The sequence below is a fragment of the Paraburkholderia kururiensis genome, from assembly GCF_034424375.1.
In the GTDB taxonomy this organism is placed as follows: Bacteria; Pseudomonadota; Gammaproteobacteria; order Burkholderiales; family Burkholderiaceae; genus Paraburkholderia; species Paraburkholderia kururiensis_A.
Window position 1 is genome coordinate 2,985,594 of record NZ_CP139965.1, and the last position, 13,358, is coordinate 2,998,951.

Below are 13,358 nucleotides of genomic sequence, written 5' to 3' on the forward strand. Positions count from 1 at the left end.
TCCAGGCCGCTTTTGAGGAAAGTCTAAGGAGCGTCCCGGTCGCGCTCAAACAATTGACAATAATGTGCACGGAATGCACAGTGTTGTTTTTAAAGGATTTTTATGACGAAGTACGCCAATGTGCGCGGCCTCGCGCGGGGCCTGCAGGTGCTTCGGGCGCTCAATGCGATGGAGGGCGGCCGGGCAACCAGCCAGCAGATCAGCGAAGCGACGGGCCTGCACCGCACGACGGTGCGCCGGCTTCTCGAGACGCTTGTTGAAGACGGTTGCGTGCGGCGCAGCACATCCGACGACAGTTTCCGGCTGGCGCTCGGCGTTCGTTCGTTGAGCGAAGGATTTACCGACGACGAGCGCATCGCAATGGTCGCACCGCCCATCATGGGACGGCTGCTGCAACGCGTGGTCTGGCCGTCCGACCTCACGACGCCGGATGGCGACGCAATGCTGATTCGCGAGACCACACATCGCTTCAGCCCGCTGTCGTTTCACCGCTCCATGGTGGGACGGCGGCTGCCGATTCTGCTTACGGCCGCGGGCCGCGTGTACTTTTCGACGTGCCCTGACGCAGAACGCGAGGACATGCTCGACCTGCTGCGCTCAGGCGCGGGCGGCGACGATCAGCGCAGTCTTGCGTGCGACGACGCATACATTCGCAACCTCGTGCGCCAGACGCGGGAAGACGGCTTCGGGTCCAACCATGGCGACTGGTCTGAACAAAAGAAGATCGGCGCGCTGGCGGTGGCAGTCGGATCGAATGAGCGCGTGCTGGCGAGCCTCAACGTGATCTATTTGTCTAAAGCGATTGCCGCGAAAGAGGCGGTGAAGCGCTTTCTTCCAGAGCTGGAGCAGGCGGCCAGGGAGATCGCAGAGGCACTCGATGGGCCTGCTGCCGGGTAACGACGAGTGCGCCGGCGTACCTCGCGGCACCAGTCAGCGCGGACGAAGACGCAACAGGCGTTGAACGGCTACGCCTCGCTCGACACGCCGCGAGCGCGGCGACCTCAGTCGCGGACAACGCGCCGCGATAGATCCGGAAATCTGCAATCTTCCCGCTGAAGCACGAATCATGCTCATACGGCGAGTGCGAGACCTGACCTGCTCCGCGAGATCAGGATGCTGACGGTGTAGCATCCGTTCCGAAGAGGAACGGCGGCGAAAAAGCCATTTAAGGAAGGTAAGGGACTCTGCCCTTCCCAAAAAAAGGAGCCGCCTCCCGGCAGGGAAAAGGCGGCTCTTCAAGCTCGGAGTCATGCATGTAGGGAAGCTCATCCCCAAACAGGAGTTTTCGAACTACTGATATTCATGTTATCGAGTTATGTCGTAATAAAACAACCTGCAGGGAATCGGCTCGTTGCGCTCGCGCAGAGAATGGCAGACGCGATCGCGAACTGTGTGCGGCGCCCTGCATCAGGCAAAACGGGCACGTCCGCCGTTGATCTGGCTGACGTGCCCGTCGCAAGCGCTACCCCGGCCGGGGTAGCACTGCTCACACCCGTTTAAAAGCGGTGACGGATACCGGTGGCAACGGCCACCTGGTTTTGTGTGGTCGAGGACGGAATGATGCCACCGATCGACGTCGGGGCGGAGAACGAAAAGCCGCCGATGTTCTCCGACGACGAGTGCTGGTACACACCTGCCAGATACAAATCGGTGCGCTTGCTCAGCGAATAGTCCGCGCCGAGCGTGACCGAATGCCATTTCGGGCTGAGTTCAGCATTGCTGGCCGACAGGTTGCTCCACGTGTAGGTGTAGTTGCCCACGAGCGCCAGTGCCGGCGTCAATCCATAGGTGCCGTTCACCTCGATGTTGTCAAAGCGCATGCTCACGCCCGAACCGACGCTGCCAACATCCTGCAGGCGCGTGTGCGTCCACAGCAACCCGACCGTTCCCGGACCATACGCGTAATTGGCGCCAACACCGACGGTGCGCTGCACGCCGGCCAGTTGCGTATTTCCGCTCGCACCATTAACAGTGAACAGGCCGGAATTGAGTACGGCATTGGACGCGCTATTGGCATTGGCGCCCGGGGTGCTCATCTGGCTATAAGCGGCGGCGACCTTCAGAGGTCCGCGGTTATAACCTGCGCCGAGGCTCCACTGGCGACCGTCGGCAAAGGCACCGGCCTGGTTGCTGAAGCTGTACATGCCACCGAAGCTGAAGCCGGCGTAATTGGCGCTCTGATACTTGAGCGCGTTCAGGTAAGAATACTCGGCACCGATATTGTCATTGTTGAACGGGTGAGCAGCCAGGTTGATGCCACCGGCCTGACCGGCGAGCCCGAGCGGCGACAGGTAGTCGGTGAAGGTGTCGTACTGGCGACCGAGCGTGACGGTGCCGTAGTCACGGCTTTGCACGCCGACATAAGCCTGACGCGTGAACATGCCAGAGGACTGGCCGGTGAAATAGCCGGGGCTGAACTGGCCGTTATTCAGGTTGAATCCGGATTCCAACTTGAAGATCGCGGCCATGCCACCGCCCAGGTCTTCCGCGCCCTTCAGGCCGAAGTACGTGTTGGACATCAGGCCACTGGACTGCGCCCACAGGCTCTTGCCGCCCGCGTTGTTCACATAGGCAAGACCCGCATCGAGCGAGCCATACAGCGTCACGCTGCTCTGCGCGTGCGCTGCCGCGCTGAATGCACCCAGCACACCGAAGGCGACGAGGGTTTTCTTGAGACTGTTTTTCATGAGGTTTCTCCTTGTTATCGAAGTTTCGTAGCGTCAACAACCGCATCGGTGAACGGGGGGCATGGTGACATCGGATGCCAATTCGACGGTTGTTGCCATACAACGAGACCAGGTTATCCGACGCAACTTTGATAAATAGCAAATAATCTGTGACGAGCTGGAACTTACTGTGAGGTGAGTTTATTAATGCCGTTGGCATATGTCGCGATGGCCGCTACCCAGATTTAAGCCGAGCGATTCGATTTTTCGAATGTTAAGAACTGCAACTGGCCCGATCGTAAAATTGAGAGGAAAGCCAGAAAGCATGCCTGGCTGCGCGGTAGGTTTTATCTGGCTTGTCTGAAGGGGCAGAATCCTCGAGACAATCTCAGCTCGTGTTTCCAGTTTCGCAATGTGGCAAATATTGAAAATCGAGGTGGGTAGACGGTGATATTGGCATTCGCTTTTGGCTTCATGAGAAAAGCGATGTGCGACGGCGCTATCTCAAAGTGTAGGCGACAACTCGTAAAGAGCGGAATGGGGATAGAGAAATGACATTTCGCCCCAGATGACTTTTTTGGGGGGCACATTTTGCAATGCGCTTGCACGGCTGATCACGATCAACCGCGCCATGGTCAGCATTGCCAGGCTATCGGCCACACAACGGCTGCCGCATTCGTTGTGGAAGACGAGTACCCTTCCCGACCGCCGTCGCCGTACCAGGCGCGAATCTGTCGGGCGTCTCTTCGACCACGATATCGAGCGCGAGCACTACATGAGTGCTGGGGCATCGTGAGATGCTGACCGATGGTTGCTTGATGACGGGATTCACGGAAGGCACTGCGGATACCCCGTAAAGTTCACCGTGAGGAAAAACCCGACCCGGATGCCGGAGCACGAGACGGGTGAAATCGAACTTGCGCGGTGACAGCACCCGCCGGTTTCGATCCAGCACCACGGTCCGGTCCCTGATGTCGATCACGTAGTCGCCAAGCTCGATACCGCACGCTTCCCGTCTTGTGTGCGGATGGACGCGGCACAGCAGCGCTGCGACCCGCGCAGCGAGCTCGATGCATCGTACGGATGCCTGACCACGTAATCGTTCGCGCCCGCTTCCGGTATCTTCGCTACGTCGCGCTCACTGCCGCAATACGTCTGCGGCCGCCCTATGACCATCAACGTTACGGCGCGCTTTGCCCTGCCACAGTCGTAGCCGGCAGTTCGATCTTCTGGTCGACGAGTGAGAGCCTGAGCGGTTTGTCCGCGTCCAGCTTCTTCTTTTCGACGACGCGCTTCCACTCGCCGTCCTTACCGGGCTCCCGATAGAGCGCCACGATCGCCACGTACCTTGTTTCGGGCGCCATAGGCTGCGACAGGCTCACCGATGCCCCAGGATTCAGCACGGTAGCCATATCCGCCTGCACATCCTGCGCAAGCACGGCACGATCGTTCTTCAGCAGATCGTCGTAGGACGCGCCGTCAAACAGCTTGCGGTCCTTGAGCTGATACACACGCACCGCTACCGATGTGGGGCGGCCGGCCTCATCAGGATTCAACGCTTCCCGGGCAGACACATCGATATTGAGCGTTTTGATCTGCTTGAAGAACACGGCGTGATACGCGCTCGCCGTCGAGTCGGAGACGGCCTGCCAGGCGCCGCAACCCGACAGCGCCAGCGCCAGCGGGACGGTTGTTGTGATGAAACGGATCGACATCTTCAGTCCTTCTCAGGCGGGTTGGGGTGAGGCTGAAACAGCCGCGGCGCGCGGAAACGCCTCATACACCCCCAGCGAAATATTGATGAGCCGCTCGGCCTGCGCCGGCAGCACGGTGGTCCAGCCCAGACGCGGCGACGGGCCAGCGCCAGGCGAGCCGACGGAAGGCGGCGGAGCGTGCCGCGACGACATCTCCATGCGCAGATGCACGTCGGCTTTCACGCCCACGTAAAGCTGCACGAAGGCCATCAGCTCGCGGTGCAGCGACGCGCCGGGCAACAGATCGTGCGCCTGACGCCCATCGGCCGGCCGCAGCGTCACGCGCACAGCGCGGCTGCGATACGCCATGCGCCGGCCCAGCACGTAGCCGCCGCCGAGCCCCTTGCCTCCGCTGCCTTCGTTCGTGGCCGCGCCAAGCGGCTGTGGCTTGCCGGTCGACGTCGTCACAGGCCAGAACTCGTCCACACGCACGTCGACGCCGGGCACCGCCAGCGCGATCACGCCCGCGAGCCCCTCGGGCGTACGCGTGCGCTGGACCAGCAGGCCGAGCAGCGCGAGCATGCGAGAGTCGGGCAGGCCCGCACGCGCCGGCTTGTCGCCCCAGCCGAAGCCGGCGAGGCAAAGCAGGCTGCGCGAATGAGCATCGGCACCACCCGGCCGGAAGCTCTCCGCATGCCGGTACTTCTTCCACGCGCGATACAGCAGCGTGACGTAACGGTGATTAAACTGGTCGAGGAACGATTCAACCGCCTCGTGGCCCTCCTCCCGCATCACGATGTCGTCGATCATGTGCGACGGCATCGCGGCATCGACGCCATAGAGGCCCATGAACGTCGTGCGCACGGAGGGCGGTGCGTCGGGATGCTCCTCGTCGAACCCGACCGAGGCAATCTCCCCTGCTGGGAAGCCGGTCCGCGGACGCGGGCGAAAGCGCACGGGCTCATGCTCGGGCGTATCGCGCGTACCGATGCCGGGCTGATCCGGCGCACGCGCTTCCAGCAGCCGGCACAGCTGCATGAAGCTCATCTGCGGCGCGCGCGCAAGCAGCGACGCCATGAGCGGCTCAACATGAGACAGACCGTCTGCGTCCAGGGCCGATTTCATCGCTGCACTCATAACGGCGCCCGCTGTGCCTTGCTGCGCGACCATTCCACCCGTGCCTGCGACGGCAGGCTCACGATCGCGAGCTTCGTGAACAGGTTGATGTCGGCGTAGAGCGCGAAGAAGCGATGCAGCAGTTCACCGAACAGCATCACGTCGCCCTCGCCCGCGAACGCGTGGGAATCGAGCGTCACCTCGATCAGCACGCCGCGTTCGACCGCGCCGCCCGTCACCTCCTCGACCAGTTCCTGCGATACCCGCAGGATGCCCGCGAGCCGGCGGCGGTTGAGTTCGTCGTCGGTCCAGTCGTAGAGAGCGAGCGCCCCGCGCAGCACCTCGGCGTTCATCATCGAGAGGAAGTTCGGCGCGAGATGCGACAGCAGGCGCCACTGGAAGCGGTCCTGGGTGGGCGGATAGAGCGGCAGCGTCGGCGACACGAGGTTGCGCACGCCGGCCACGTTCGGCGTACTAGCCGCCAGTTCGTCGAGGCTCGCCTCGCGCAGACCCTTGCGCGGCAGCAGGCCGTTCGTCCCTGTCACGCGCAGCGAAAGGCTTTCCTCAGGCAGCGTGTCCATCGTTTCCCACGCGTGTCCGCCGAGGATCACCCACGTCTCGTGCAGCCCCGACACGCCCGGTCTCACACGGCTGTGGAAATAGCGCTCGGGTGCCTCGTGGCGCAGCATGCCGCCGCGGTGCCGGAAGGTGGCAAAGGGCACGTATTCGTAGCGCTCGGCCGTTTCGTGGTCGAAGGTCTCGATGGCGTCGACCGAGTAGGTTTCCACGTGCGCGCCCTGGTGGCCTGCGGGCACCACGCGGTACTCCGTCTCGTGATGGTTGATCACGACGGGCTCGGCGTCGAGTTCGAACAGGTTGATCACGGGGCTGCAGAACAGGCGCACGTTCGCGGCATCGAACCGGTGGTCGGCGGGCCAGGCGTGCTGCAGCACGATCTCCAGTTCGAAACGGTCCGACTTTTCCGGAAGCTTCGCGACATCGAGACCGCACAGATCGACGAAGAGAAACTTCTCCCGGAACGTGAAGTATTCGAGCAGCAACTGGTAGCCGGAGAACGCGGCATCGGCCTTGGGCCACAGCCGCTCTTCTGCCGAGAAGCCCGCGGGCTCGATCGTGACACCGGCAAGCGGCACGGCTTCACCATCGCGGATTTCCGGCACACGCCAGTGAACCGCCTCCACCTGACGCGTGAGCGCAAGATGCATGGCGAACGCCGTGGGCAGGTCCGCGTTCAGATACAGGCGCAGGCACGATAGGTCGATCTCCTGTCGGCGCGCCGAGTGGTGCAGCTGGAAACCCAGGCGGATGACAGAACGCCCGTCGTGGCGCACCGTCAGCCCGGCGTGCGTGATCGACAGCGGCTGCACGGTAACGTCCTGCGTCGTGCGGTACAGACACTGCACCGTCTTCGGCGTGGTGCCTTCCGCGCCCGCCGGCGGCACGGCGATGGGCGCGGAACGCACCGGCACGCCGGCCGGCACCACCTCGGTCTTCTGGAGCTTCTCGGCGAGCGGAATGAGTTCGACCACCGAGAGCGACGGGATCATCCGCAGGTAATGCGGCCAGAGCAGGCTCACGAGGCCTTCGGTCAGCTCGGGCAGCTCGTCGTCGAGCTTCTGCCGCAGCCGCCCGGTGAGGAACGCGAAGCCTTCGAAGAGCCGCTCGACGTACGGATCGCGGTCGCCCACGCGGTCGAGGTTGAGCAGGCGCGCGCGGTCGGGATGTGCCTTCGCGAACTCCTTGCCGGATTCGCGCAGGTAGCGCATCTCGGCTTCGTAGTAGCGCAGGATGGGATCGTCGTTTTCCATTGTTTCGTTCTTATGAGAGGGCGAGAGCCCGCGCCGGATCGAGCACGGTCAGTTCCGCCTGCAGTTCGCCGATGCGCCGCGCGAGTGCCGGTTTGTCCGCGTCCTTGCGGTTGCTCATGGCCTTGAGCGTGCGAAGCAACTGCTGCTTGATCTCGAAGACGAGTGCGGGCTCCCAGCGCGCGAGCGGCAGCGAGCGTGCCGCGCCGTCGAGTTCGGTCAGCAGTGCGAGGGCCGTGTCGGGCTTGCCGCCGTAGTCGGCAAGGCGCGCCATCACGAGCCGCTGCAGGTAGCGATGCCGTTCCGTCTTCATGCCGGGCAGCGCTTCGAGCCAGCCGAACGCCGCCTCCACACCCTCGCGCGCCGACACGTCGCGTGCCTGCGCCTCGATCTCCGGCCAGTCGCCGGCCGCCTCGCCTTCCTTGTCGGCCGATACCGGGAACGGCGCCACGGTCTCGCCCGCTTCAAGGTCGCGCACCACCGCGTGTCGCGCGATCCACTCGAGGGTGGCGTCGTCGGCGAACGGCGTGCCGTCGTTGAAGGAAAGACGCTCGATGCCGGGCAGCCGTTCGAGGAACAGCGCGAAGTCCGCGCGCAACAGTTCGCGCCAGGTGCTGTACGGCGCGCCGACGTGATCGAGCGCGACGTGCTGGAAGTACTGGAGATCGAACCACAGGTGATTCACGCCTTCCATGAACGCGCCCTCGACGCGCTCCAGCAGTTCGTGCCACTGCTTCTGCAGCACGAGCCGCTTCATCTGCTGGCGCAGTTCGCCGCGCGGCGGCGGCAGGCGCGTCTGTGACGCAGCGTCAGCAGGCGGCACCTCGTGCAGCGTGTCCCAGCGCACGCTGCGCACGAGCCGCACGGAGGGCAGATAGCCATTTTCCTGATCGCGCAGCCACACGGCCATCGTGCGGGCCTGGTCGAGCAGGTCGCGTGTGGACTCGATGGGACTTGACGTCGTGGCCGACGACATTGGAACCGGTGTCGACATGCCGGCGTCGGCTTCCACCTTGCGCGCAGGCTCGGCCTTCTGGTCGAAGCGGGACACGAGCGGCTGCAGGTTCGGCCGCGCCGTTTCGGGCCACGTTGCCGTGCGTTCGAGCAGCACGTCGAGCGCGGCGAGCGCGCGTTCAAGATCCGTCGGCGCAAACGCACCGCGGCTCTCGAGCAGCTCGATCATGCGCGTGGTGGCCAGCATTTCGAGCGCGCCCTTCTTCGCTTCGGCACGTGCGGGGAGCAGTGCCTCGCCGAAGCGGTCGACGAGCGCAGCCGCCAGTTCGAGGCCGTCCGCAAAACCGGCGGCACCGTCCTGCCGGAGCCGCGCGAACGCGTAATAGCCGGCGAGGCGCAGATCCTTGCCGGTCTCCTTCAGCAGTTGCTCGCAGGAACGGACGACGAGGCCGTCGTCGATGCCCGAGAGCTTCTGCGTTTCCTCGCGCAGTTCGAAGAACACGTCTTCGTAGCCAGGGTCGCGGCCTGCGCCGCCCTCGCCGGGCAGCGGCTGGACCCAGGCGGCCCAGGCATCGAGCCGGGCACGTGCTAGCTGTTCGCCGTCGTCGCGGGCGGGAAAGAGGCGCTTGAACAGTCCGCCCAACATCATTGAACCTCCGGTACGTAGCCGCCGGGCAGCGGCATGGCGGCGTGTTTTGCCGCGGCAAGGGCAGACGCCGGCAACGGCGGCGGACTGATGCCCGAGAGCTTCGGTCCGCCCGTAGACGCGCCTGTGATGAACACTCGCGACGGCAGCGCGAAGTGACGCAGTTGAAGCACGTCGAGCGGGCCTGCACCCGCCTCACTGCGCAGCTGGACCTTGAGCGCAATGCCCTGGCTCGTGTCGGGCGTCCAGCTGAGCAGGTAGCGTGCGCTGTCCTGCTGCGAAACCTTCGCGCGCTCAAGCAGCCGGATCAGACCGAACCGGCCCTGCGCGTCGAGCGCGCTGCGCAAACCGCCCTGCGCCGTCTGCCATTCGATATGCGAGACGTTCTCCAGCGACTGGCCGGGCCATTCGAACGGCGTCCACTCCTGCTTCTGGTTGAAGTAATGCAGCTCCCGCCCGGCCAGCACGAACTTCATGTCGGTTACGCCCGGCGTGGGCTCCGCACTCAGCTCGTAGCGCACGTGCGCGTCGCCGGACGGGAACACGACCGATGAAATCCGCGTGAGCTGGTTGAGGCTCCTGAGGAACGCCGGGTCGATGGTCAGCGCGCCGTGGTCCGCGCCCTGCGCCGCCACCCAACGGTCGCCCTGCCGTTCCACCACGCCGGCAAGCTGCGTCGTCACGAATTGCGCAATGACGCCGTTGTCGGGCCGCATGAAGCGCGCCATCTCAGGCAGCGATGCGTCGTTGTCCGAATCCGCGAACGGATAGCGGCCGCCGAACGAGCGGTTCCAGTCAGCGACGATCGCACTGCGCCAGATGTCGTTGAGACTCGACGCGGCCGGCTGCACGACCGCCTGCCAGGTCTGGTCCAGAGGGGCGCGGAACAGTTCGCCGAAACCGGCCCACTGCTCGCCGAGACTGGCGGCCACGCGGCTCGCGTAGTCGCGGCTTTCGGCAATGTCGGACGTCTTGCCCTGCAATACCGACTGCGCGGCCATGCGGGCCATCGCGTCCGGGTCGCTGCCCGAAACGATCTGCGTGGCCTTCAGGCGCATCGCCGTGACGCGTTCGAGGTAGCGCGCGAGGCTCAGGTCGCCCGTCGCGGCCTGCTGGGCCGCGGCCTTGCTGCCGGCGGGCGCGGCCTGAACCAGGTCGCTGCCCGTGAGCCGCAGGATCGGTCCGAATGCCACCGCGAGCGGCGCCAGCTGCGGCTGTGTCTGCTTCGACGGATTTTTTTCGTCGGCGCCGACAAGCTGCTGTGCCTTGCTGATCAGCGTATCGGACAGGGACTGCGCATTCGCGCCTGCGCCGGCCTGCCAGACGATGGCGTTCATCAGCGCCACGAGCGGTGAGCGCTGCGAGTCGCCCAGCAGCGTGAGCTGGTCGGCCGTGGCCGAGAGCGTGGGCGCTGCCTGCCAGCGCAGGCTGTTGAGGAACAACGCCCACGCGCGCGTGTAGTCGTCGAAGTAACGCTGGCGCAGTTCGGCCTTCAGCGTCGATAGCGCGGGATTCGTCGCTTTCGTGTCCGAGAGCACCCAGTCGCCGGCGACGTCGCGCTGCCCGCTCGCCTCGTCGATGGCCTTCGAGATGCGCTCCTCCCACGCTGTGCGCGTGAACACGCCGGGAATCGTCGCCGTCGTGTTGAAGAGGCCGCGGCCCGTGGTGTCGCCCAGCAACGTGGCAAGGGACACCGGCGGGTACTTCGGAGAGGCGTCCGCGATGATCTGCTGGTAGAGCGCGTCCCTCGAGTTCTGGATGCCGCGCACGCCGATGACGGTCTGGCGCGTGGCCGCGATCAGGCCACCGTCGGGCACGATGGCCAGCGACGAGCCATCTGCCGAAGCGCCGCGTCCCAGATGGTTCGCAAGGAATGCGATGGTGTGCTGGCGCAGATCCTCCCAGGTGCCCGCTGACATGGGCGAATTCTCCGGTCGCGCGGGCACCGAGGTCGCGACCAGTTGCGGCGCGAGGAATGCCGCCATCGCGCGTTCGGGTTTGGCGAGCATGAGGTACGCCTTGAGCGTGTCGTAGGCAGCTTGCACCTGAGCATTGCCGCCGCTCGCGATCTCGGCGTCCGACAGCGAGGCGAGCTGGCGCAATCGCGACTCCAGCTTCTCGCGGATGGGACCGACGAGGATGCGAGCGGCGGCGTTCTCATAGCCCGGCCACAGGGCGGCCAGCAGCGCGCCGTCGTGGTTCAGGCCGAAGCGCGTGATCCAGGGCGCACCGTCGCGTTGGCGGGTTTCGAGCGTGTCGATCTGGCGGTCGAGGCGGTCGAGCGTTTGCAGGGCCCGCGTGCGGTCCTGCGAGGCGGAGAGCTTCGTCAGCGTGTCGCCAGCGGCCCGGATGGTTGCGCGGTTCGTGAAGCCCGAGATCATCGTGTCGGTGATCCACAGGGCGAGCATGGCGGTGGTGAGCCATGCTGCGGTGGTCGATAGCGAGAAACCGACGCGGCGGCCGTGGACCTTGCGGCTGTGGGTGGCGATGGTTTGCCAGACGGTGCGGTGTAGCGGGCCGGCAGCCGGCTCATCGTCGTTCGCGCCAGCAGACGCGGGTGGCGCCGGTTCCCGTTCCTTGAACAGCGGTGCAAAAAGGACGCCGTGAATAGCATGCCGCCACACGCGGGACTGCGACGTCTGCAGGACCAGGCCTGTCAACCCGTCGCGCAGCCGGTCGATATGTCGCGAGAGTTCGACGGGATAGCGATCGGTGGCATTCCGCGTGAGTCGTACGACACCAGCGTCGGCGAGGTTGTACGAGAGCCCCTGCAGGGACCGGTTGATCTCGTCCGGGCTCACGCGCGGGCGTGACCACGTGAAGCCGATGGCGTCGTCGGGACCGGATGCTTCGCTGCCGAAATCGGTGACGTTGAGCAGGTACGCGGGTGCTGCCCAGCGCAGAGCGCGGGCATGACGGGCGAGCCGCTGCGAGAGGCTGTCGGTGTCGAACGGGGTGTTCGAGGACGTACGGTCGCTCACGATGCCTACCATGGCATCGACCGGGCGACGGCGGCGCAGGCGGCGGATCTGGTTAAGCCAATCGGTGTCGAGGGTGGTGGTGGTCTGCTTTGCGTAGAGCAAAACCGTGTCGCCGGTGATCAGATACCCCTTGTCAACAAGTCCCGGCGCCAGGCGCTTTACAAGCGGTTCGTCGCCGGCGACGAGTACCCAGCGTTCGCGGTAGCGCCAACGGAAACCGTGACGGTCGCGCAGGGCATTGCGAAGCAATGTAGCCCGGTCGGCTTGTCCCGACGGTTGGCCCTGATCGTCGTGGTTAACGGACGCTGCGCGCCTGCCGGCGTCGTAACTGTTGATTTACTGAGATGGACCCGACGCCCCTTCGGGGAAGCGCGATACTGCTGAATGTCCTCTTAACGGGACCACATCGGGAGGTTCATCATGGAAATCGATATTCTCGGCATTGATCTTGCCAAGCACGTCTTCCAGCTTCACGGTGCTGAACGTAGCGGGCGCGCGGTGCATCGATCCAAGGTCGGGCGTGGAGCATTGATCGAGACGGTTCAAAAGCTTCGCCCGCGAGTCATAGCAATGGAGGCTTGCAGTTCAGCCCATCATTGGGCACGTCGCTTTACCGGCATGGGTATCGAGGTTCGCCTGTTAAGTCCTCAATATGTAACGCCGTTCGTGAAGACAAACAAGAACGACCGCAACGATGCGGAGGCAATCGCCGAAGCAGCCTCACGTCCGTCGATGCGCTTCGTTAGCGTTAAATCGGTCGAGCAGGAAGACATCCAGGCCGTGCATCGAATGCGTGCCGTCCTGGTGCGCCAGCGCACGGCAGTTATCAACCAGATCAGAGGACTGCTGGCCGAGCGCGGCCTGATCGTCGCGCGCTCGGTGCAGGCTTTCAAACGAACCATCCCGACCTTATTGAGTAACGAGAGCTCCGAACTGACGACTTTCTGCCAGGCGCTGCTTACCGACATGCTGCAGCACCTGCAGGCGCTGGAAGCTCGGATTCAATGGCTGGAAGTGGCGATAAAAGACTTCGTAAAGAACTCGGCATTGTGCCGCAAGATTACCGCGGTCGAGGGTATCGGTCCATTAACTGCGAGCGCCGTTGTTGGCGCTATCGGCGATGCCAAACAGTTTTCCAACGGGCGTCACCTTGCAGCGTGGCTCGGGCTAGTGCCCCGTCAATATTCCTCGGGGGGCAAGGCCCGGTTGCAGGGCATCAGCAAGCGCGGCGATACCTATTTGCGAACTCTTCTGATTCACGGTGCAAGAACTGTTTTGCAATACGCGTCTGGCAAAGCTGACAGACGTAGTCAATGGTTGCAGCAACTGATCGCCCGACGCGGCTACAACTGTGCGGCAGTAGCACTGGCCAACAAGAACGCACGTATCCTTCAGGTCCTGCTGAGTACTGAAGCATCGTACAACCCAGCCGTGCAATGAACGCAGTACAGGTTTAGATTCCGGCATCACCCAGC

At 64.2% G+C, this 13,358-nt stretch carries 8 protein-coding genes; 2 read left to right on the plus strand and 6 right to left on the minus strand.

Translation table 11 applies throughout. The features are described from left to right. Positions 1–102 precede the first annotated feature (102 nt). The gene (locus tag U0042_RS13245; protein WP_114811164.1) at positions 103–897 is read left to right on the plus strand and encodes a DNA-binding transcriptional regulator; all 795 of its coding nucleotides are present in this window, start codon (positions 103–105) and stop codon (positions 895–897) included. A gap of 599 nt (positions 898–1,496) precedes the next feature. On the opposite strand, the gene U0042_RS13250 is transcribed toward U0042_RS13245, so the two are convergent. The 6 genes from U0042_RS13250 to U0042_RS13275 form a co-directional block, all read right to left on the minus strand. Continuing rightward, positions 1,497–2,687, minus strand: a complete 1,191-nt coding sequence (locus U0042_RS13250; protein ID WP_114811165.1) for a porin — start codon at positions 2,685–2,687, stop codon at positions 1,497–1,499. A gap of 1,160 nt (positions 2,688–3,847) precedes the next feature. After that, positions 3,848–4,381 (minus strand): type VI secretion system lipoprotein TssJ, encoded by a 534-nt coding sequence (tssJ, locus tag U0042_RS13255; protein WP_114811166.1) that lies wholly within the window; start codon positions 4,379–4,381, stop codon positions 3,848–3,850. A gap of 12 nt (positions 4,382–4,393) precedes the next feature. Further along, positions 4,394–5,485 (minus strand): type VI secretion system baseplate subunit TssG, encoded by a 1,092-nt coding sequence (gene tssG / locus U0042_RS13260; RefSeq protein WP_232833387.1) that lies wholly within the window; start codon positions 5,483–5,485, stop codon positions 4,394–4,396. An 8-nt stretch (positions 5,486–5,493) separates the two neighbouring features. Continuing rightward, positions 5,494–7,305 carry a type VI secretion system baseplate subunit TssF gene (gene tssF, locus U0042_RS13265; RefSeq protein WP_114811167.1) on the minus strand — a complete coding sequence of 604 codons (1,812 nt, stop codon included), beginning with the start codon at positions 7,303–7,305 and terminating at the stop codon, positions 5,494–5,496. 10 nt (positions 7,306–7,315) lie between these two features. After that, positions 7,316–8,905 carry a type VI secretion system protein TssA gene (gene tssA / locus U0042_RS13270; RefSeq protein ID WP_198665310.1) on the minus strand — a complete coding sequence of 530 codons (1,590 nt, stop codon included), beginning with the start codon at positions 8,903–8,905 and terminating at the stop codon, positions 7,316–7,318. Then, the gene (locus U0042_RS13275; RefSeq protein ID WP_114811168.1) at positions 8,902–12,132 is read right to left on the minus strand and encodes an ImcF-related family protein; all 3,231 of its coding nucleotides are present in this window, start codon (positions 12,130–12,132) and stop codon (positions 8,902–8,904) included. The genes tssA and U0042_RS13275 overlap by 4 nt, the downstream gene beginning before the upstream one ends. Positions 12,133–12,303: 171 nt before the next feature. On the opposite strand from U0042_RS13275, the gene U0042_RS13280 reads away from it, so the two are divergent. Further along, on the plus strand, positions 12,304–13,323 hold the full coding sequence (locus U0042_RS13280) for an IS110 family transposase (protein ID WP_327204977.1): 1,020 nt from the start codon (positions 12,304–12,306) through the stop codon (positions 13,321–13,323). Positions 13,324–13,358 lie beyond the last annotated feature (35 nt).